The sequence below is a fragment of the Sporomusa acidovorans genome (assembly GCF_900101845.1).
GTDB classification, from domain to species: Bacteria; Bacillota; Negativicutes; order Sporomusales; family Sporomusaceae; genus Sporomusa; species Sporomusa acidovorans.
The window spans coordinates 86114-108779 of sequence record NZ_FNAM01000012.1 but is presented as its reverse complement, the minus strand read 5'-3'; the positions used below and the strand labels follow the sequence as shown (position 1 = coordinate 108779).

The window sequence follows — 22666 nt, the reverse complement described above, 5'->3', positions numbered from 1 at the left end:
CTTTTACTCGTACTGAAAACAAAAGCCCCCGTATAAATACGAGAGCTCCGTTGCTATGTAAATAGCATACTTGCTTTTATGGCCCTTGTCAATATATTTTAGCTAAATTAATCTTCATGATGTAAATGCTCCAGCAGTAACTGTAAGTTGATTTTATAGAGTTTACGCGGTCGCCCCTTAGCAAGCATCTCTTCTCCTGCAAATTCAGCCAAGCCATTTTCCACTAAAATCGTTAAGATTCTTCTGGCGCTGCGGGACGTAATGCTCAGATAGACGGCTAGTTCCTCTGCCCCGATAGTATCCTTATCCAACTTATCAATCACTGCCAGCAACCGGTTGACGGTAGTGACGCTAAGGTTTAGCTGATCAGCCATCTGTTTGCAGGCCGCAGCATCCGCCTGCACGGAATACTTAAGATACACTGCCGAGCTTAAGGGGCCGATCACTTCCCGCTCATCGTTTACCGCCATCCATAGCCCTTTGCCTTTCTGCTGGGCGATACCCAGTGCATGAAATGCATTTTGTTCGGCATCATAGGCCGTAACACCGAAACCAATGCCGCCGCTAACCGCCCCCTTTACCTGGCAGGATATTTCTTCCAGTATAGGAATAACGGTAAGTTCATGGGTGCTGTCTTCCAATATGCCACGAGTAGAATACAAAGTATACTGGCCATCGCCCCGGCTTACGAGAGAACCTTTCAACATTTCGGCATAATCGACTAAAATCTTGTATAAACACATTTCCATACGCTTTACATTATAGCTTGAACTGGCACGTACTATATTATCGTATTCATCAATCGCAATTTGTTGTATTGCCAATTGACTGCCTTTAAAGCGTTGTGCCAGGCAGGAATTTATTGCCACATCCAACGTGGTGCGAATATTGCTCCGCGTCGTCCAAACACGAAAAGCGGGCACCCCTAATTCTTTTAGTTTTTCATACGTTGCCAAAAAACAAGTGATGGCAATATCGATCTTGCCTGCCTGCCATAGTTCATAATGATGATTCGCAAACTCCTTGGCCGAAGCCACGTCGGAAAACGGTTTAACATATATGGTAGGCAACGGTAGATTTATATCCTTAAAAGTTTCTTCTACCTCGACCTGACTAAATGTATCAAAGCTAATTCTATGCAGCTTCAAATTTTTAATATACGTGATTTCAAACAGGGCCCGATATAAACTAGAACCGGTATGTGGAAGATAAAACAACGGCTTATGAGTGGCTACAGACAGAGCATAGTGGTACGGCACAATACCCGAAAATAACCACATATCAAATTCCGGACAACGTGCCCGCATAATTTCCGGAACTTGCGCTGCGTCCTGATAGACGATACCCTGCGGCGATAAGATATCGCTTCGTTCCAATGCTACCGCGTAGGCTAAAGACACCGAATCGGCAGGCCCGACAATAGCCATTCGAATTTTTTCCATGTATTTCTTTTTTATCTCCAATTCTTTTTCTATCTCAATGGCACAGTCTTTAAATGCCTCCGGGCATTCTTGTTAAAACTCTACCGCGCCTTTTCTTACTCGCTTTTCCATTATAACCTATTTTCATATTTTTGCGCATAGGGGTGAACCGAAAATACACAGCAAAAAGCCCGCGAAATTCGCGGTTTTTTTAACGGGGCGCTATTTATGTAAGCAGTTCTTTGGCAATTACCGTACTTTTTTTGTCCATACTTTGAATATCAGTTAAACTACCTTCCTATCCCCCTGTTCCATTTAAAATGAATGAGCCTATACCCTTGTCAATTCATCCTTGAACGCCGGTCTGTTTGCATACATATATCATAAAGAGGATACACTCCTTATATTGACTTTTTCAATGATTTCGAACGGTTTTGATTCATTCGTTATTGCATCGTCTAAACTGTCCCCATGAGTCTTCTGAGTCTTCAAAAAAAAATACAAAACAGCAGTGAAGGAACTTCGCCACCTACCTTAACATTACCCACTTTGTTTTCTCATGTTATTTTCTCCTCATTTTCCATTTAGTTTTAGATATTTTAACTTCGATTCTTTCTCAATTCTTTGCCTCGCACCCCAACAAGCGAGCCATGCGCCGGTCTATCGGCTCAAACAACTGATCGATATCGTCTTGTTTTTTTATGATGAGTACCCGCGGCCCTTGGGCCAGCAGTGTGTCTAGGGCGACAGTCGGGATCATTTTGATACTTTCATGGCAACAGACATCCTGGCATAAGCCACACCGTGTGCACCGCGACGCATCCAAGGAAATACTCCAAGCGTTCTCCTGCCTGCCAGTCATCAGGGCCCCGGTTGGACAGGCGTCTGCACAAGCCCCGCAGCCATTGCAGCTATCAGCCAGGCAGATATCTCCCCAGAGTCTGCTGGAAAAATTCGCAGGGTCCGCCGTGTTTTTCAGTTGTTTTAGCAAATTAATCAATGAGGACCACTTATCCGGTAAATACTTCGACTCTTCCAGTGGATTTTGCCGTACGTTACTGTTTTCCGGTTGTTGTTCATCAGCACCAGCGATCATTTCCGGCAGCACCTGTGTAAACAAACTCGCACTTTGCTTCGTAAAGGCGCTAAGAAAAGCTCGCCGTGACATTCCTGTCGCCTCGCCTTCGCTAACAGGCAGAGGTTTAATGTTCGCCGGAATCTTCTCTGTAAGCGCAATCACGGTAGGATACTGCCAACGTGCCAATAACCGGTTAGCCGTGTCCGCCATTGTCTGAACCAGCTCACAAAGCTTGGTTTGTGAGCAATCCGCACAAGCGGCACTGAGGATCGCCACGTTGGTTGCGCCCCGCAGAACCGCATCGACAAGAACGGCTTCATCGCACCGCGCGGTACATTGCACAGCGATGACGCGCCGGCGCTCGGAGGGATGAGAGGTAAGATAGGCCTCGCAAGCGAAAGCGACGGCTCCCGAATAGGCCACATGCCGGGCGACAAGTGACCGTAATTCTTGAAAAGAAGGCAGCTTAGCAGCAAGCGCCCCGCTGGGGCAGACCGCCGTGCAGGCACCGCAGCCGGTACACTGTTCAGCGAGCAGGGTAATGCCCGCTGAACAGGTGATGGCACCATGGGGACACACTGCTGCACAGAGCTGGCAGGAGCTGTGAACATGTCGCTTATGCAGACACCGCTTGTCCTGTATGACGATCCCGCGCTTGCCAAGCTTGGCGCAGGCTTTGGAAAATTGTTCAAGTTTAGACAGCATGTAAGTATTCACCTCCAGGGAAATCGAATCGCCTGCACCGGACAGGTATCGGCACATTCGCGGCACTTGGTACATTCACTGATACCGCCTGTTCCCTTGCCGTTTTTAAGATCCACGTCAAAGCTGCAGGCACTGCGGCAGCGCTGACACTGGCTACCCTGGCCCTCTTCCAGACAGCGGGAACGGTCCACGGTAGGCACAAGACTACGGTTGAACTTGCTGAAGAGGCTGAGCAAAGCGCCGACAGGACACCATTTACTGCACCATTTTTTCAAAAGCACAAGTTCAACAATGACTATCATGGGAAAAACGATGAGATCCATTGTCGGCTCGTTGAAATGAATGAGACGGATCAAGGCAAACAAGGTCGCAAAGACTAGTCCTAGCGGGCAGATCAAACAGAATACGGGAAAACCGCAAATGGCGGCAGACCCCAAAGTTACACCAAGAATCATGAGTCCTGATGTTGAATTTTTCTTAGCGTCAAAACCCTTTTGCAGGCAGGAAGCCTTTGCTGCCGCAGTTTCCTTAAGAACCGGCTGCTCCGCCTCATCAGGGCAGCTGCTATTTATAGCAGCCTGTTGGCCTTCGTCAATTCTATTGACCAATAATTTGCGCACTAGCGGAATGGGGCAAATCCAGCCGCAAAAGACACGCCCCAGCAAGGCGGTCAGTCCGGCAATCACGAGAAAAACGATGAGCAATTGGGGCATGATATCCCGGCCGGCAAGCGCTGTTTCCAGGTAGCCCAGAGGACAAATCGCGGCGATATTCTCCACACCGAAGGCAGAAATTGACCCGGTGCCGGCATTTCTGACCGCACCAATCACAAGCATGATCACTACGGCCGCCATGGTTGCCAATCTAAGCGTCCTTGTTCTATGCCTATTCATACGCGGCCCTCCCCTCTCGTGGCAATGGGTGTGACGACAATTCCGCGCACATTGCCGCCAATGTATGATCGCATCACCAGTGCGGGGCAGACCTTCTCGCAAATGCCGCAGCCGTTGCACTTCTGGGGATCAACGCTCGGCCGGCCTTGTCCGTCAAGCAGGATCGCCTGATAAGGGCACGCATTCATGCACACCGTACAGCCGCTGGCATCCCAGGCGATGCAAATGTCCTTCTTCACTGTCGCCAGACCAATCTTCACCGTCTCCCTGTCAAAAGGTTTCAATGCCTGCGTGGGGCAGACGGCAACACATTGATTGCAAAAATTGCAATACCCAAGATGAAACTTCATCACGGGCGTACGCGCGTCCAGGATGCCGTCCGCTAAATTCGCCAGACCGATCACCGCTGTGGGACAAACACTCCGGCAACGATCACAGCGTAGACATCTCGCGATAAACGCGTTTTCGTCCTGTCCCCCCGGCGGACGGAGAAGAGCTGTACGGGGCAGAATCTTTGCGGCTTCTCCCAGCCCGAGAACAAGGGCAAACGCTCCTCCGGTTATTTTTAGGAAGGTGCGCCGTGAGGTCATTTATGCACCAACCTCCACAACTATTTCCTCGATGAGTTCTTCCATTAGGGTACGTTCCAAACGCAAATAGCCCTTGGTAATTTTCGCAACCGCTTTATAGAACTTAGTCTCACCATACTTCTCGATGTCGGCACAGAACGCCGGAACCCAATTCAGTAAATGCTGGACAAAAAAATCCCGTTGCTCCTTAAGACAGGTTGCAACTGCCGGCCAGTCCCGCCTAGACAAAGCTTGTTGCGTCTCCTGGCATAGGTACGCCATAAATTCAAGTTCCAGGGCGATATGATCTTCCGGAACATCGAGCGTTTCCAGCTTGCTCAAGCCTTTTGCGCGGTAGGCTGCCATCACTTGATCGCGCGCCTCCTGCATGATCAACCTTTTAGGACTTGTATAAACAGACTCATATGGATAGGCCGCTTCGTTCCCGGCTATTCCTGCCCCCAGAAACACCCTTGCGTAATCTACGGCCAGATCGGTCAACGGATCGCCCGTAAGCTGTTGACAATACCCTGCCAGCAGCCGGTAGCCGGCGGCAAGTTCGTCTTCGCCGCACTCAACAGGAAAGCACAGGCCTTCTAGCTGGTCCAGCAAGGCCTGATCGACTTCAACTTTATAGAGTCGTCCCAAAAAACGGTATAAATTTTCTCGGTTTTCCATAATTGCTGAGTACTCTACTAATTTCTCCACGTTCTTCCCCCACTGTTTTTATTACAGTTGGGAAAGAGATGCAAAACCTCTTCCCCACTTTTATCATTAAAAAAATTGCTTAATACTACTTCCGAGTAAGAACATCAAGGCTCGAAAGGCAACGCCCGCTGCCAGAACGGCAGCCAAGCCGAGCTTGACCGGGAACCCCTCATTATTTTTCGTATAAAACTTCGTCATCAGCGCTGTAGGAACCAGTAAACCGAGCAGCACCACTCCTCCCCAGAAGAGGGGAGCCAGATTGCCGGCCAAAACCCGCGTGACCGATCGAGTCACATCAGGATAAGGCGCACTGGCTATGTGTAGCAAGTACGCCACGAGCACCACCGCTTGAACGGCCAGGGCAATCAGCGTCGCCTGTTTTATCATGCCGCTTGCTGCTATGGGTTCTGTTGTTGCTGCCGTCTCCGCTGTCATCGTTGTGTTGTAGTTTACTGTATGTGCAAGCAGCACACCGATACTGAAGCAACCCATAACCGCTGCTGAGGTCAAATAAAATGCCGGCAGAATCCATGTGTTCCAGGCAGGTATGGAAGCCATCACATAGGCATCACCGTTAACAAACGTAAGTCCGACCGCCAGTACCGCGCCAACGGTTCCGATCGCTTTGCAGGTTGCAGCAGCAGCGTTTCTCCTGAGTGCCAAAAGATAAATAATAATGGCCAGACCTAACAGGAAGCTCAGCGCTGACTCCATGAAGATGCCGGAAGTTGGATGACCCAACGCACCAAACATTCGCTCCGGATGGCCTAAGTGCAGGGTACTTGACACGCCACCGACGCCAATTGACACAATCGCAATCAGCGAACTGATGGTTCTAATTTGTTTTGCCTTGCCATACCATTCGGTCAAGATAACAGAGCCAGCAAAGGTTCCGCAGCCAAGCCCGATAAACAATGTAAAGAAAACTAATGGCCATTGAATATTCATGCTATCACTCCTTCCATGTGGCCGTTTTGCTATGCAATATATACCGGGCAGAAGGATGGTTCCCTACATCCGGCAGAACATGCACATTTTCGCTGCCAGCTTTTTGAATGACTTGGGAAACATCACTGTTCGGATCGTCGATGTCGCCCACAAACCGGCACTTTGCCGGACAATTTTTTACACAAGCCGGCTGCTCGCCAATGGCTTGCAACTGGGTGCACAGCGTGCACTTTTCCACTACCTTAGTCTCTTCGTTAAAGGTACGGACGCCGTAAGGGCAGGCCATCATGCAATACCGGCAACCAATGCACTTTTCTTTATCGATAAGGACAACTCCATCCTCATTCTTATAGGACGCCCCGGTTGGGCAGGCCTTAACGCACGGTGCATCCTTACATTCCTGGCACATTGTCGGTAAAAAGTACATTTCTACTTTGGGAAACATACCGGTAGGCCCCACTGTCAACACTTTATTCCACGTACAGCCAAGGATCACTCCGTTTTCCTGTTTACACGCCACCTCACAAGATTTGCAGCCGATGCAGCGATCCAAGTCAACTACCATAGTTCTTTGCGTCATAATTACACCTCAACCTCTTTTGTGGGATCAGATGGTTCAGGAAGCCATTTCTTGAACTCCTGTGGTTTCAGCCAAACGCCTTTCGGCGGCCCATCGGCCTTTGATATCTTGACAAGGTATCCCCTGAGCGTATAGGTACCGACAACATCATTGAAGGGCGCATCATTCTTGGAAAGTATGTTGACGTTCATTTCACGCCAACCACGAGTTTCCGTATCCATTGTCTCTGGATTCCAAAAACGCTCCATATAAACAACACCCGGATGCTGCCCCTCTGTCAGCCAGGCTTTTGCCTGAATTTTGCCGCGTTTTGATTCTACATAGACCCAATCTCCCTGGGAAATATCATATTTAGCTGCAGTCTTGGGGTTAATCCAGATTTCAGGCACAGGATAAATTTCTCTCAGCCAAGGTACATTCCGTAATGTTCCATGATGATAAACCGGGACTCTGCCGTTCGTCATGACCAACGGAAATTCTTTGGCAAGTTCACTGCCTTCCAGTGGACTTTCGTGAGGCTCCAGGAAGTACGGCAGGGGATTATAGTCCTTCGAAGCAGGGGGCAAGGGATATGTACTAAATGGTTTTCCCGTCCTGCCCAAAATAATCATGTTTTCCATATAAACTTCAAGCTTTTTAGAAGGTGTGTTGAAGCCTGCCGGCAGTCCTGTCTGAGGATCAATTTTCTTATAAACATAGTACTCTTTGTATTCCTTCATCGGCAGGTATTCTATAGGCGCTTTTTGTGCGAACTCTTTCCAGTTCATTTTGACCGCAGACTTCGTAAAAATATCCAGAAGCTCTTCCATGCTGTTCCAATAAGGAAGGTCTTTGCCCATAAAATCGAGATCAAAAGCCTTCTGGCAATTCTCATGCCCCAGATCCGCGCAACGTTTGGCTAACTTAGACCAGATTAACGTTTCGTCCATTGTTTCCCAGAGATGGGTCACAGCCTGTCGGGCGAAAACCTTATTCATGGATTCAACTGGCATATTCGTTTCCAACCACTCTGTGGTGGGGAGCAGAATATCTGCATAAGTCGAAAACGAGGTAGGATACATATACATGTGAACGATGAAGTCGAGCTGCTCAAGGGCTGGCACCCATGCTGAACTGTTTGCAAGCACGCCAAACTTATTACCGGACCGATCAAGCCATACGCGCGGTTTGTAAGGTTTACCGGTAAGAATTGCGTCAAGGACTGCCGAAGGTTGAGCGGCCCACCATTGGAGAAGGCCCTTATACTCTATGCCTCCTAAACGTTTTTTGAGTTGTTCTTCCGAAAGAAGTTTTAAGGCAGGCGGAACAATATAGGTGAAAATAGGCGCGATTCCGCTCGTTTTAAATCGATTCATCAATACGCCTGGTTTTTCCACGTTGCCCATCAGCACATTGAGAGTACCTGCACCCATAGCGGCCTGCACCGAGTTGGGATTTTGGTCAGTCGCAACGCCCAGGCTGATACCGCCAGGTGAGTTTAGCGCGTAAAGCTTAATAGCTTCTTCGATCTTATTTGCATCAAGCCAGCAAATCTCCGCTGCTTTTTCAAGAGTATAAGGCTCGGACCGCTCCTTGAGTAGTTGGAAGCCAGTCTTGCATTCCACTCCATTTATCATAAAGGTACCTTCGAGAGCAGGGGTAAGGTTGTCGTTCCATGGATAGGCCAGGGGTTGCGCCGAATTGGTTTTTGTGTCCCATACCATAAACGTATCCGGAGTCCCCTCCGCATTTTCACTGGCCCGCAGCAACATTTGCGTCTTGACGTCTACAAGATAAGGAAGATTTGTCCATTTCAAAACAAAGTCTTGATCGTAGAGTTTTTTGTCGATAATATAACGGGTCCAGGCCAGCATAAGCGCCACATCTGTTCCTGGCCTGATAGGCAACCAAACGTCAGCCTTTGCTGCATCCGGAGTTAGACGCGGATCGATAACCACAGTACGTACTCCCCGGGCACGAAGCTCCGCCACGGCACCTCCTCCACCAGCCGGGCAGGAATAGGAGGGGTCTGTTCCCCACATAACCAATGTTTTCATCGGCGTATCGTCAGGGTCATAAATCTCCAGACAGTTTGAGTCAGCGATACTGGTATCAGGGCCGCCATACATCAGCGCAAAAGTTAAGGTTCGCGGCAGGTAACACTGTGCACAACCAGGCTCAAACCAATTGGGTGTACCGAAGGCATTGCAAAAACGGGGAATGCTCCAAAATTCGGGATTTCCGCCGCCGCCGGTGGAGCAAAACACTGTTTCCGCCCCATATTTTTCGCGAGTCTCCATGAGTTTCTTAGCGATCGTATCGAGTGCCTCATCCCATGAAATGCGCTTCCATTTGTTTTCACCGCGGTTACCAACCCTTATCATCGGATACTTGTTGCGATTGGGATGATAAAGGGCCTGTATGCCAGCAAGCCCTTTGGCACACAGAGCTCCCTTGCTCATAGGATATTCGGGATTACCTTCGAGCTTGACTACGCGACCATTCTTGACATGTGCAAGAACACCACAGTTGGCAATACATGCCCTGCAGTTCGTCTTAATGATCTTTGTCTCTGCTGCTGGTGCACTATTCACAGCTTCACCTTGCGTGAACCCTGTTTTAAATGAACCACCAAGCGCTGTCGCAATCCCGGTTACGGCAGTCGCTTTGAGAAACTGGCGTCTGTTAAGTACTAGTTGTTTCATCTGCTCTCTCCTCTACCGTAATAATTAAGTATGAAATCTTTTGTACATTGTCTGAACCACTCTCCCCCTTTCTGCAAACCCCTTTCTGGCCCGTGTATCGCCTCGTAAAGTTCTTAGCCTCTACAATGCTATTAGGCCTGCGTTAATTTTTTATTTGCAAAAATTATGCCAATAAATTTAGATCTTTTTTCAAAAAAACGCTGTTTTTTTTGAAAAAAAGCTATTATTTATTACAATTTTCTACGTCATTTAAATATCTTAGTTCATTTTGATTTAATATAATTAGCCTTTTTAACATTTAATTCAATTTGAACTCTGTTAATAATGACTGAATTGTCTTTTTGACACGAGACAAGATCTTAATTTATTTTTGCTTGACAAATAATAAAGAATATAGGTATAACATTTATAGAAAGCTAGCTCAATCATTTCATTCTAAAAAGTTCTTACTTGATTTTTGGGAAAAGTATGTTTAAAACTATAGGGAGGTTGTCTTGGATGAATAGTGTTTTAGAGACAAGTAGCGAATTTCAGGAACTAATGTCTTTTATGCATTTACAACCTCAGCAATTGGATGAAATAACTAAATACAAAGAAAGACTCATCAATTTCAATGAGCTTCCCCAAGATAATACTTTAATTCGTAAAGAGATAGCGTCATCATGGTTACGTTCTCAGCAGCGCGGTATTTTGCCCAAAACTTCACTGCGTGAAAAGTTACTCAAGCCCTCACAGTTTAAAAAGGTTCTTAAAGACAATCAGTTACTATTGCATGTGGCTGAGCCAATAATTACTCAAGGCTTACGTTTTATTTCCAAAAATTCTCCCTATACCTTTGGCTTAACAGACCGCAATGGCATATTACTTTCTGTACATAACCCGTGCGTAGCACAACTAAAAACTCCCGGAATTGATATATCCGAGGAAGCTGTAGGCACAGCAGCGCACTCCCTAAGTGCAGCTCTTGGAAAACCTGTATGTACAGTCGGACCTGAAACCTATAACTATGTCTTGCAAAAAGGAAATGTAGTTATATCCGTACCTATCCATGATGCAAAAGATAATGTAGCCGCCGTCTTTACTATCCCTTATTATCGTAAATACAAACATACGAAAGAAGAAGAAGCATTGTTCACATGGCTAATTGCCTGGCAATTTTCAACCGCCAGAAAGATTGAAGAAGCTTTAGCCCAAGCCAGCCATAAATTTCACACGGCGGTTCAATGTAGTATTCTGGACTCTGCCTTATCCATGGTCAATGATGGCTTGCTATTTATTGACCACAGAGGAGAAATTAGCTATATAAGTCAAGGCGGCGAACAATTGCTTGGATTAAATTCTGATATAATAAAAGGAAGGCATTACTCTGAACTGCTTGGTCATTTTTCTCAAGTATCCGGCGTATTACACGGAAAGATTTCCACAGCCAATGTTGCAGCTACTATTAATGGAGTCAATGGGAATAAGCAATGTGTCTTGAAGGTTGAACCTTTATTAATTGATCAAAATGATATAGCGGGAGCAATCATACGGGTATGCAGTATTAAACAAACTTCTATAACTAACGAAAAAACTGAAGGATTTAGCGCTGTACACACCTTTAAAGATATCTTGGGAGAGAATCCTAAGATAATTAAAGCAAAGCAGCTTGCCAACAAAATTGCTTATAGCGACTTGAGCGTTCTACTAATTGGCGATACCGGAACCGGGAAAGAACTGTTCGCTCAAGCAATACACAATGAAGCATTACCTGAAAAACCCTTTGTTGCTATTAATTGCGCTTCGATACCGCAAAATCTTATTGAAAGCGAATTATTTGGCTATGAAGGAGGTACCTTTACCGGTGCTGATAAAAATGGGCGTATTGGTAAAGTAGAGATGGCTAATGGTGGAACACTCTTTCTCGATGAAATCGGTGATATGCCGCTTGATTTGCAAGCCGTCCTACTACGCGTATTAGAAGATAAACGTGTTCTGCGTATCGGGGGAAATAAATATATACCCGTCAATTTCAGAGTAATTGCCGCAACTAACAAAAGAGTATATGAAATGGTACAGCAAAGAACTTTCCGCGAAGACCTCTATTATCGCTTAGCCACTTGTAAAATAGAAATACCCTCTTTACAGCAAAGAAGTACTGACATTATTCCGCTTGCTCAATTTTTCATTAAACAGCAGTGTTTTCGATTAAAATTACCAATCTGTGATGTGGACCCAGCCGTTTGGAGAAAAATAACACAATATGAATGGCCTGGAAATATCAGGCAGCTCAAAAGTGCCATGTTTTTGGCCGTAAATATAGCACAAAATGGAGTCATTCAACTATGCGATTTACCTGATGAAGTGGTTGGCTTTTCAGATTCTTCATCAAAGTATGGCAGATTTAAACCTTTAAGTGAACTGGAGAAAAATGCTATCATGGATGTTATGGCCTATACTGACAACGATCTGATAAAGGCGTCAAAAATATTGGGTTTGAGCCGTAGTACACTATACAGAAGGCTTCGTGCATATAATTTTCCACTAAAGGACACTAATTAGCTGTCTTAAATAGCAGCTCCTAGTAATACGTTTTCGTTTTCTTGTAGAGCTTGTTCGGATGTTTAATGTTTAAAAATTAACATCCTGGAATAGGCTCCTTTTTATTTTTTCTATAGTAACCGTCCAATAGTTCAAATCGCTTCCCCTCTCCCCAGCATAGCTGAGGTTTCCTTATAACCAAAAAAGCTGTGGATAGGTTATCTTTCGTTGACCTATCCACAGCAAATTTAAAAGTAAGAACACATACTGCTGCTTTGTGATCTTATTTTGTCGGGACAAGAAATCTGTCCCGGTGTCCCTTGCGGCGGACATCCTTGCCCTCTGCTAACAGTTCCTGACCTTTTCCCGAAGAAATTCATCGGTGACTTTCACTTTGGCTTCCGGAACTTCCAAACAGACATCGTTTGCTTTTTCCTTTCGATTTTCTTGCCACTTTTTTCACCTCTGAGAAAATTATCAATTTTCTCAGGCAGAAACAATATCCCTGTCCCCTTGTTTTCCAAGTTTTCTAAACAGCAGTTAAGCGACTATTCCAGTTTTGTATTTTAACTGCCGGAACATGAAATCTTTTCCTTCTGTCCCCCCTTGCGCGGCATGGCCACACTGGCTGGGTGATGGACGCTTCTTCATTCTAGCTGAGAAGATTCAACGGATAGGTAAGTAAAAATAAACTCCAACCCTGAAGAAAAATAAGACCTCCTATGTCAGGACATAAATGACTGCTATAGGAGGTCTTGCATCTTGAAAATTATATATTTTTCTGGTCACCCAAAAATATAGCGTCCCCTTAAAGGTTAGTTATCCATGGTAGTGATAGAAAACTATTTACCAAGTCAAAGCTACTCATCATTTCCCTGTTACTGTCTAGCCTGCCATTGACTATTTCTTATGGCGGCCTCTTCCATATTATCCAGCGCTTTATCTGCAGCTTTTAAAGCACTGTTGCACTTTTCAGCGACAAAATTATTAATAGCATTCTGAGCTTCGCTGTCATTGCCGGATTTTTTAAGTTCCATATACTGTTGCTCAAATGCCGGCATATCTGATAATAGTTGTTTTTCGTAGGGATCAAATGCTAAACGGATCCCATCGTGGTAGAGCTTGTAATACCCAAAACTACGCATAGCAATATTATGGAAGGTGTAAGCAGCTTTGGGGGTGCTATATCGCGGATCAAGCTTAGTCATTCCTACGTAAAATGGTATATAGGTGCTATTGCAAGGCTGCATAAAGCTATGAAGCATTACACCTAGCTCATTGGGAACATCGGGCCGGGATATCATCATCCCCGTTGAGCTTGTTGCTCCCCAGCCTAAATCGTGCCCACAAATGCCACGAATATAGATTGAAGTTTCAATCGTATCTTTCTTAGGCCACTCAGGCATCCATTCCCTATTATACCAGTCAACGGCATCACTGCTATAAAAGGGAACTTGATGCATATCAATCACTTTGCCGCTTGGCAGTTTGTATGTATCATAATGGTCTCGGGTAAACGGAATTAAAATACCCGCATCGATTTGCCCGTTAGCTTTTGTCAATAATTCCATCGCTCTTTGATAACGCATTTCGGTATTATACAGTTTTTCAACAGCAGGACGTTTAGCAAAATTATCGTTACTTTCGGGATAAAGTTCCAGTGTACCGTAAACCTTACGGAAGTTTATTCTCTGCGTACCTTCTTTAACCCATTTTTGTTCGACAGCAAAGGAAACTAAATCTTTTGAACATAAATCATAGTCATCGCCAATTTCATACTGGTTGGAACGGGCCGTTATCGTATTTACATACCTTTTAGCCGCCCACCGGTGCCCGGTAACTTCAACAATCCACAACTCATTGGGATCGCCTATTTCAAACATAATGCCGTTCCAAGACTGACCATACTTTTCTACCAGATTAGCGACTACATCCACCCTTTCACGGGCTGTCTTCGCCCGTTCGAGGACCAGCCGCACTACATCATTATCGTGCAAACCTTTTTTAAACTCTAGGATATCGCGGCTAGTGGAGTCGTTATCACTGACACTTACCTGGAATTCATTGATTCCCATGCCATAACCCCAGCGCCCTGCTGTACGCGAGCCGACAAATTTGTAGGTTTCGATCACTTGGGGAATGTCAATATAAGCTGCCTGGTATACTTCATCAGAACTATGACGGGCTTTTTCCTGCAGACCAATCTCAGACAGCGTGGCAGCCGATTGGTCACGGTTCTTTGAAATTATCGTTCCTTTACTGCCTTTTAGAGCAGAACCCTGAGCCATAAAGGTCGTACATTCACCTTGGAATCCAGTAATATTTCGATCTACAGAGTTTAATACCAATAATTTTTCATAGGGTAGATTGGCCCCTTCAGCAACACCGTGCATCCATTGTACCTTATCCGGCATTATTTTATTGTACAATTCTTCATCTTGATAGGCCTGTTCCATAACAGTTGTCATATTTATCGTGTGTTCATCCGCCATTTTTTTCAATGCATCAATATTAGACTGAATCGCTGCCGAATTTAGGCGTCCGAATTCAAGCCCATCCTGATAACTGTTATGTGCTGCGGCAAATGCAGTAGCGGAAATTAGTAATACGATGCAGCAAATAATGCTACAAACTGAAATACGCTGAAAAAATGCTTTACGTTTATAATTCACTGTCCGTCCCCCTCTTCAATTAATCTTAACATTACTTCCTATTATTTTTGCTTATCAATCTCTCCCTCCCCTAATTGAGATACTTTGTCCATTCTTACACCTTTAAAACAAAAGACTCTCCTGCTAAAAGCTGAAGAGTCTTCATTGACTAACTAGTATGGAAACACAGGGACAGGGGTTTTGTTTCAAACTTTCCAAACCCGTGTCGACGATAGTCCCGTTATCCGCGCTATCTGGCGTATATTGATACCACCAATTGCTTTTAGGACTCGCAATATGTGGTCTTGTTTTTCCCTCTCTTCATTACAAATCTTTATTGCATCAATGCCAAATTGCTGTCTGACCTTTTCACGAAGAAATTCATCGGTGACTTTCACTTTAGCTTCCGGAACTTCCAAACAGACATCGTGATTCACCTCTTGTAAAAACTGTACAAATCGACCAACCGCCTCCTCTGTCTGGTCCGAGAACATGCTTAATACATATTCTTTATCAACAAGTTGCGCACTCTTTACATATTCATTATAACTACTCCACTGATAGGCTGCTACATCGTTTATGATTTTTGACTTTATAGGGTTCTGGTGGATATATCGCAGGACCATTAAAAAATAACTGTTTGTTTCTATCGCTTCACTTTTAAACCTCTCTTGAAATAAATGACCGCATCGTTCATGTTTACGATTATACCAAATAACGTAACTTGAGCTGACCCGCTGTATCATCATACTAATAGACTCTTGTGTTTCTTCTAGTAAGAGGTGTACGTGATTATCCATTAAGCAATAGGCAAATATTCGGCATTGACTGATCTCTTTATATTTCGCAAGGTCTTTGATAAATTTCAGCCGATCTTCATCATCCTCAAAAATGCTTTGACGATTGATCCCGCGTAAGATGATATGATATATTCCACTGTTGCTTTTTTCTCTCGATTTTCTTGCCACTTTTTTCACCTCTGAGAAAATTATATCAATTTTCTCAGACAAAAACAATATCCCTGTCCCCTTGTTTTGCCTGAAAACAGAACATTACTTATTATTGCCATCCAAAAATTCAGAGAATTATAGGCTGACCCTTGGGAACTTGAACTTGTACATACACTGGGCATATATCTTTTTTATGGCAGAAAGCTTTCCGAAACATCATCACATCTATTTATACACCGTAATACCTTATTAAATAGGCTAATAACCAACTGGCAAAGCACGAATAAAAAGTTTTTTGTTCCCGTTAAAGTAGTATCAAAAAAGTTTCGCGGCAAATTTCTGCATCATCTGAAACGGTACTATCACCAAAATTTACTGGCATTTTATAGCGACGCCAAGCAATATCAAAATCCCAAGCGCTTTCAAGCCTTGCTGGATCAGTGTTATCAAAAAAACCGGTACTCTTATACCAAACGGACATTTTCCGGGCCGGTGGCAGTTGTCAAATATCTGGGAAGATATACCCATCGTATAGCCCTATCCACAGCCGGATTGCCGCTATGGATGAAAATATCGTAACGATTACTGTAAAAGACCGAAAACACAACAACCAGACAAAAAAACTAACCCTAACTGGCATTGAATTTCTCCGGCGCTTTTTCATGCACGTATTACCCAAAGGATTTGTCAAAATCAGACACTATGGCTTGCTCTCCAACCGCAACAAACAGACGAAGTTATATCTCTGCCGGCAATTAACCGGCAGTCCATTATACCGAGCAAAATTCGAAGGACTTACTACAACAAAAATTTTATCGATTCTTACTGGCAAAGAGGTAACCCGTTGCCCTGTGTGCACTAAATGAAAGCTAAAACTAGTCTATTCGTTCTTTCAGGGTTCATCACCATAATGTGGAAAAAATTATATATTCTTGTATCTATAGCATTAATGATTATGTTTATACGCTGGCTCTTTATAGCTGGTCTTACCATAAGCGAAGCCATTAGGGTTAGTAGATTATCATTATAACCACATGATTTGATTTCGCAGATTCTTCCGCTTGTAAATACTTAAAATCACCCCGGTGGCTGCCAAGTTTACAACCGTTTGCGAGCCACCGAAACTTACGAACGGCAGGCTTACAGATGCAACGGGTACCAGCCCCAGCGACATCAGCACATGCCAGGAGAAATTGATGGTAAAATAAGCCGCAAGTCCCGCCACAACCATTCTCCCATATTGATCCTTGATCTGTCGCACTGCACGAACCAATACCAGCAATATGGCACACCCTATGGCGACAGTGCCGACACCTGCCAGCCAGCCGAACTTATGAACTAAGTAAAGAAAGACAAAGTCGGTGTGAAATGCTGTTAAAGCTTTCGGCATGGAAATGCCTTGCCCCCACAAATCCGCAGAACGGATGATATGAAAAAGACTCAAATTATCCACAATGAGAGCCAACTTGATCAGAAATAAACCAAACGGCATCAGCAGGAATCCGATGATCCGTATCTTTGGGGCACCGGACACAGCCATGAGAACAGCAAATATTAATGTAAAAACCACCGCAAGATAAGCAGTGCCGCTTATCATATAAAGGAAATCCGGAATGATCAAAAGCGAAGCGGCCTTCATCGTCCATGGCCTATTTGTCCAGTCTTTGCCGATGAAGATTCCTGCCAGCGCAAGAGTTAGGAAAAATGGCGTAATGCCGATATAGTTAATGAAAAGGCTATGATTTTGACCACCGATTGAAACAGACCCTAAAGCCAAAAACGATTTTCCATCCAAAGACGGTCCCAGCATCAGGACGGCTAACCAAAGCAGAATTGTACCCGCATAGAGGTGCGGAGTGTAGGGGCGTAGCTTTCTAAAATCATAGCAGTGCAGCCAAAGTAACATCGCGATTCCGATACCGGTAAAAATCACGCTTTTGACAAACAGGTGCAGCGGTCCTGGCAGCACACCACTTGTATCCAGTATATGCATTACCGCCAAGCCCAGACAACTCAGTAAGGCAATAGCACCAACCAATGGCCAGTTCCTCTGCGGCGCATGGGTTTGCTGGAACTGCCGACCTAAGTCGACCGCATCCCCCATTCTATATATAGCAGTCGAGATGGCGTCCTGCTCCGGCAGACCGTCATTTTTTAGTTCCAGAGCAATCTCTTCCAGGTGGGACAACAGCTCCGACCTCACCTCCCCGTGCACTTCACGCCATTTTATTTGCGCACATACTGCATCCAGATAGGTTTGCACCAAACGATTTTGTTCTAAAGACATACAATCGCCTCCCCGAGAATCTGTTCCACTACCGAGCGGAATATAACCCACTCCCGCCTTTTTTCTTCAAGCTGCGACCGGCCCCGTTCGGTCAGCCGGTAATATTTTCGCTGTCGGTTCCCCTGGGCATCCGACCAATAAGCCTCAAGCATCCCGTCCAGCTCCAGCGAATGTAATATGGGATAAAGCGTACCTTCCTTAAATTGGAACACCCCACCTGAAGTATTCTCCATCTCTTTGATCATTTCGTAACCGTACATCGGTTTTCGTTCCAGCAATTTCAAAATAAGGATAACCGTACTTCCTTTAAGCAGCTCCTTATTGATCCTCACTCTAGAATCCCTCTCCTTCAGAAACCATCGTGGTTCGATGCATAGTATATCTATGTATAATGATAATACACCTCTCAATTTTTTGCAACCACAATTTGCATGATATAGGTTTCTCCGGCTCCCGGCCATTTCGTCGCTGTCAGCAATACTGCGGCCAGAGCTCTACCTAAATTCATTTGCTTTGAAAATATAATAAGAGCTTAAACCTATCAAGCACGCGCCGCATGCCGCTGTCAAAATATAGATGGAGCTTAAGTTCAACAATACACCGAATATGCCGTAAGCAAGCGGAAGCGACGTATTGCCGACCAATGTCGATACGCTGAACACTCTTCCCGTCATATGGTCTGGCGTATAGTTTTGCAGCAATGATTGCCAGAAGACTGCCGCAAATGCAATACTGGTACCAATAACCATCATGATTAACATATAGATGTACACGGTTTGTATTCTCAAAAACTGCAAAACACTGATTGCTATAAAACAAAACCCCACCGTCATGATAAATAAAACCAACGTCCGCTCGTCTACGGAAGCTTTCTTTTTCACACTCATAAATGCTGATCCCGCAACCAATCCGACCCCTATCATCGCTTCCAGGTAGCCGAGGTTGTTCACTCCGCAGCCTTCAAGCCCATTTGCCAAAAACGGCAGCAAAACCGATAAACTCCCCACAAAAAGATGGGCTAAAGCGATAATTTTCAAAACAAAAGCTATCCGCTTTTGTTTCTTGATGAAGCAAACACCTTCATGCATATCCTTCCAGACACTTCTCTTTTCGCCGGGTTCTTGATAAACCTTGTCTATTATTAGAAAACAGGCCAGAAATGCAGAAACAAAATAAGAAATACTGTTGGCGAAAAACACCAATGTCAGGCCAAAAACGCTTACAGCCAACGCTCCCAGCAGTGGTCCCGCTACCGTACAGATACCACCGACCATCTGGCTCATGCCATTTGCTTTGGTCAATTTTTCTTTTTCGACTATTTCCGGAATAATCGCCTGTATGGCTGGGTCAAAAAAGGCCGTAGCCAGGGACAAACCTAACCCGATGGAAAAAACATGCCAGATTTTGAGTGCATCGATCATTGACAGATAAGATATGGCCAGTACAAGGCAGCCCCGAATAATGTCGGTTACAATCAACATTGTTTTCCGCTGCCAGCGGTCAGTCAGCGCCCCGGCGAAAAACCCGAGGAGAATACCCGGAAGCACTGATGCCAATAAAAAAAATCCCATGATAGAAGGAGAGTTGGTCTTCTGCAGAATCCACCACGCAAGCGCGACGGCATAAAACTTATCTCCCAACTGGGATATGATCTTTCCCAGCCAAAGGAAAGTAAAGTTTCTGTTGATCATGTTTATTACGACCTTTCTATAACTTTATAGACATCATCATAAACTATAAAGTTATAGTCAGGTCAAGTATTTCAGGCTCTTCTTTCTTCTTGCTGGCAACACCCCCGGATATGTTTTATTTCTTCGTCGGCCAATCCCAAAAATTCCAGAAAAAACTGGTGAGAATCCGGTGAATTCTTTTCGAACTGTACATGTAAATAATTCAATGTTTCATCATCCAGCCCCGCGGATTTGAGTATTGAAACAAATGTTTGACTGTCCATCAGCATTTTTCTGTCAGTTGGGGTTTTTCCTTTGAGCATTTCAACAATCAACTTTTGCTGTAATCTTAAATACCGGATTTCCTCGTTCAACTTATTTAAGCGTCTCTCTAAGATATTACTCTCATCCATACCTCCAGTATCAAATATATCTTTTATCTGGTTTAAAGGCACTCCTGCTTCGCGAAAAGCGCATATTTTCCCCAGGCGTTTTTTGTCCTCTTCCGAATATTGCCTGTAATTAACCCGAGTACGTTCAGAAGCGGTTAATAATCCAATGGTATCGTAATACAGAAGAGTACTTCTAGAAAGGTTAAACTCACGGCATAATTTACCTATGGAATACATGAACTCCCTCCAATTCCCGCCAAAGTATTTCCACTAGTCTTTCAGGTTTGACTCAATCTTCAACATTCTCCTTATAAAAGTGCAAATCTCCTTCATTGCTTCAGTAGCCTCAGGAAAAAGGGGAGCCGTGGCGGGATAGCAATGAAACATACCCTCACCCACCCTTAAAGTTACGTCGACCCCTTCTGCTTTTGCCTTGGCTGCGAATTGAGTTGAGTCATCGCGCAGAATTTCGTCTTCACCAACATAGATTAAAAGTGGCGGCAAACCATGAAGTTCCGCGTAAAGTGGTGAAGCATACGGTATTTCATATCCCTTATCTCCCGCGTAATGCCTTGCTATAGCAAGTGCCATGCCTTCCGGGGACAGACACAGCTTAGCTTTTGTCCGATGAGATTCTCCGGCACACTTCAAATCGGTAACCGGCGAGCATGCCACAGCCGCAGCCGGTAAAGGCGTGTCCTGATCACGCAGGGCAAGTAAAGTGCCTAATAATAAACCTCCCCCGCCGGAATCTCCCACAAATACTATACTGGAAGGTTCAATCCCCCCATCAAGAAGCCAGCGGTATGCTTTTAAGGCGTCTTCCAATCCCGCGGGATAAGGATGCTCCGGCGCCAGGCGATAGTCGAACAGCAGTGCACCGGTCTGACTACCTGTTACAAACTTCGAAGTAATTGAACGATGGGACTTGCACGAGCCACATACATACCCGCCGCCATGAAAATATAACATTATTTTGTCCTTTGCTACTCCCTCGGGTATAAGCCATTCGGCATAAAGACCATCTATATTTACAGGCGATATTACGATATTCTTTGGTACCTTGCCAAATCTTTCGGCTCCTGCTTCCACCTCTTTACGAAAATTTAGTATTGCTTCATATTGACTCCAGTCGATGATTTTCTTTCTCCATTGAAATTGCAATAAATGCCGGTTCTGCAGCAAAAATTTAAATAAGCGACCCCGCAAACTGGGCACAACTATTCCCCCTCTATTCACCCTTTGGCCTTGCCGGCCTTTTCCAGGTATTCTTTTTTTCTGCGGACGATTTCCTCTTGTCCGGTTTTGATCACTTCCATAATATCGATCTGGTCAATAGTATCAGCAAAAAGATCCGGCGACGGGGTTGTAACCTGATATTGGTTGCTGATCAGTCATAAGTAAACCTCCCTACAAAGTAGCTGACTGTTACAATGCCCGCCCGTATCAGATTTGTTCAGTGGCTTTCCGTCCGGCTCCATGAATACAGAGATCGACACACTGCTCAATAGCCTCTTGGGCGTTGAACGTTTCTGTTTCCAGGTAACATTGCTTTACTACTTCAATAAAGGCAAATTCGAACAGTTCCACCAGTATATACAGTGGCAGATCATCTCTGATTTCGCCACTTTTTTGCCCAAGCCTGATGATTTCGGTAGCCACCAGGTAAAAACCACTTTTTTCGCTGTCCTCCTGGTGGAAGGAAGCCATACTCTGCATCCGGTAGATAACATACTTTTCGAAGATATCTTTTTGCGACTGCACTCCTCCGATTAATTCGCTGAAAATTGCAGTCATGCGCGTGCGGGTGTCTGGCAGTTTTTCAAGCTGCCAGACTCTGTCGGCATTTTTATCCCGGAAAGTTTGTTTGATGTATTCGTCAATGATGGCCTCCTTGACAGGGAAGTAATTATATAGCGTCCCCTTGGCAATGTCTACCTCCGCTGCGATTTGCTCCATGGTAGTTGCGTCGACTCCCTGGGCTTTAAATAGGGTCATTGCCACCGTAATAATTTTCTGTTTCATTTCGGCTTTTTTTCTTTCCATCCGGGTTTCGCCAAGAGTTTTATTGATAGTCATTTTCGCACCTCGTTGAACTAAGTATTATTTTGTACTAAGATTATAATTATACGTTGTTTAACAATGTCCCGTGTTTGAATTTTATCACTTATTCTTGTTTTTGGCAATGCATTCCTATAATTTTTTCAGCTTTAAACGGGGTGATGCTTCTATCCAGAGACAAGAAAAAAGCAATGGACCTCAATAATGGTCGATTGCTCTTTTTCTTAATCTGTATGCTGAAATCGAATCAAGTATCTCCATTTTCACCGGAACAATCATGGGAAGCAGTGGTGCAGGATTGGGAAAACGCCATAAACTACCATCCGGCTCTTCGTAGCAGCATTCGCGTCTAGCCATAGTTTGCTAGTTTGGCTATCCTTGTTTGTTTTGTTTCCAAAGTTCTCTCTGCCTCCAGTGCAGCATTGTTTCCCTTTTCAAGGGCACTGCTATGTTACGCCCTTCCCTCCACAGACATTATACAGAGTGGCTGGCCATGCCTTCTCAGGCGGGGTTCCCACCCGCTATAATCCGCGCGCTTCTTGGCGCACG

Annotated in this window: 17 protein-coding genes and 2 pseudogenes; 3 read left to right on the top strand and 16 right to left on the bottom strand. The window is 44.9% G+C overall.

The genetic code is table 11. The annotated features are described in order from the left end of the window. Positions 1-107 precede the first annotated feature (107 nt). From BLR65_RS10610 to BLR65_RS10575, 8 genes are all read right to left on the bottom strand, one after another. Complete coding sequence (locus BLR65_RS10610) at positions 108-1442, bottom strand: helix-turn-helix domain-containing protein (protein WP_093794167.1); 1335 nt, start codon at positions 1440-1442, stop codon at positions 108-110. A gap of 595 nt (positions 1443-2037) precedes the next feature. Then, positions 2038-3204, bottom strand: coding sequence for a 4Fe-4S binding protein (locus BLR65_RS10605; RefSeq protein WP_169716917.1), 1167 nt, complete (start codon positions 3202-3204; stop codon positions 2038-2040). An 8-nt stretch (positions 3205-3212) separates the two neighbouring features. Continuing rightward, on the bottom strand, positions 3213-4097 hold the full coding sequence (locus tag BLR65_RS10600; RefSeq protein ID WP_093794165.1) for a 4Fe-4S binding protein: 885 nt from the start codon (positions 4095-4097) through the stop codon (positions 3213-3215). Continuing rightward, positions 4094-4687: a 4Fe-4S dicluster domain-containing protein gene (locus tag BLR65_RS10595; protein ID WP_093794164.1), complete on the bottom strand. Its 594-nt coding sequence runs from the start codon at positions 4685-4687 to the stop codon at positions 4094-4096. Before BLR65_RS10595 ends, BLR65_RS10600 begins: the two co-directional genes overlap by 4 nt. Continuing rightward, on the bottom strand, positions 4688-5374 hold the full coding sequence (locus BLR65_RS10590) for a TorD/DmsD family molecular chaperone (protein ID WP_211285166.1): 687 nt from the start codon (positions 5372-5374) through the stop codon (positions 4688-4690). 66 nt (positions 5375-5440) lie between these two features. Beyond that, positions 5441-6322 (bottom strand): dimethyl sulfoxide reductase anchor subunit family protein, encoded by an 882-nt coding sequence (locus tag BLR65_RS10585; protein WP_093794163.1) that lies wholly within the window; start codon positions 6320-6322, stop codon positions 5441-5443. Between the two features lie 4 nt (positions 6323-6326). After that, positions 6327-6902 (bottom strand): 4Fe-4S dicluster domain-containing protein, encoded by a 576-nt coding sequence (locus BLR65_RS10580; RefSeq protein ID WP_093794162.1) that lies wholly within the window; start codon positions 6900-6902, stop codon positions 6327-6329. 2 nt (positions 6903-6904) lie between these two features. After that, positions 6905-9586, bottom strand: a complete 2682-nt coding sequence (locus BLR65_RS10575) for a molybdopterin-containing oxidoreductase family protein (RefSeq protein ID WP_093794161.1) — start codon at positions 9584-9586, stop codon at positions 6905-6907. 498 nt (positions 9587-10084) lie between these two features. Here BLR65_RS10575 and BLR65_RS10570 point away from each other — a divergent pair, with 498 nt between their 5' ends. Then, positions 10085-12127, top strand: coding sequence for a sigma-54 interaction domain-containing protein (locus BLR65_RS10570; protein ID WP_169716916.1), 2043 nt, complete (start codon positions 10085-10087; stop codon positions 12125-12127). Positions 12128-12984: 857 nt separating this feature from the next. Here the strand turns inward: BLR65_RS10570 and BLR65_RS10565 are convergent. Both BLR65_RS10565 and BLR65_RS10560 read right to left on the bottom strand, forming a co-directional pair. Next, a complete protein-coding gene (locus BLR65_RS10565) occupies positions 12985-14778 on the bottom strand; it encodes a C69 family dipeptidase (protein ID WP_093794159.1) in 1794 nt (597 codons plus the stop codon). A gap of 185 nt (positions 14779-14963) precedes the next feature. Then, positions 14964-15767: a transposase gene (locus BLR65_RS10560; RefSeq protein ID WP_245692687.1), complete on the bottom strand. Its 804-nt coding sequence runs from the start codon at positions 15765-15767 to the stop codon at positions 14964-14966. A gap of 114 nt (positions 15768-15881) precedes the next feature. On the opposite strand from BLR65_RS10560, the pseudogene BLR65_RS31780 reads away from it, so the two are divergent. Then, positions 15882-15956 (top strand): annotated as a pseudogene (locus BLR65_RS31780) (hypothetical protein); the annotation flags it as partial. Positions 15957-15977: 21 nt separating this feature from the next. Beyond that, positions 15978-16573: pseudogene (locus BLR65_RS10550) on the top strand (IS91 family transposase); the annotation flags it as partial. A 158-nt stretch (positions 16574-16731) separates the two neighbouring features. Here the strand turns inward: BLR65_RS10550 and BLR65_RS10545 are convergent. The 6 genes from BLR65_RS10545 to BLR65_RS10520 all read right to left on the bottom strand — a co-directional run bounded on the left by BLR65_RS10545 (position 16732) and on the right by BLR65_RS10520 (position 22135). Beyond that, complete coding sequence (locus tag BLR65_RS10545; RefSeq protein ID WP_093794156.1) at positions 16732-17994, bottom strand: FtsW/RodA/SpoVE family cell cycle protein; 1263 nt, start codon at positions 17992-17994, stop codon at positions 16732-16734. Continuing rightward, positions 17985-18326 (bottom strand): PadR family transcriptional regulator, encoded by a 342-nt coding sequence (locus BLR65_RS10540; RefSeq protein WP_093794155.1) that lies wholly within the window; start codon positions 18324-18326, stop codon positions 17985-17987. Before BLR65_RS10540 ends, BLR65_RS10545 begins: the two co-directional genes overlap by 10 nt. 162 nt (positions 18327-18488) lie before the next feature. Next, positions 18489-19685 carry an MFS transporter gene (locus BLR65_RS10535; protein WP_093794154.1) on the bottom strand — a complete coding sequence of 399 codons (1197 nt, stop codon included), beginning with the start codon at positions 19683-19685 and terminating at the stop codon, positions 18489-18491. A 71-nt stretch (positions 19686-19756) separates the two neighbouring features. Further along, positions 19757-20293 carry a MerR family transcriptional regulator gene (locus BLR65_RS10530; RefSeq protein WP_093794153.1) on the bottom strand — a complete coding sequence of 179 codons (537 nt, stop codon included), beginning with the start codon at positions 20291-20293 and terminating at the stop codon, positions 19757-19759. Between the two features lie 33 nt (positions 20294-20326). Beyond that, positions 20327-21274 carry an alpha/beta hydrolase gene (locus BLR65_RS10525; protein WP_093794152.1) on the bottom strand — a complete coding sequence of 316 codons (948 nt, stop codon included), beginning with the start codon at positions 21272-21274 and terminating at the stop codon, positions 20327-20329. A gap of 228 nt (positions 21275-21502) precedes the next feature. Then, entirely contained in the window at positions 21503-22135 is a 633-nt protein-coding gene (locus BLR65_RS10520; RefSeq protein WP_093794151.1) for a TetR/AcrR family transcriptional regulator, read from the bottom strand. Positions 22136-22666: the final 531 nt, after the last annotated feature.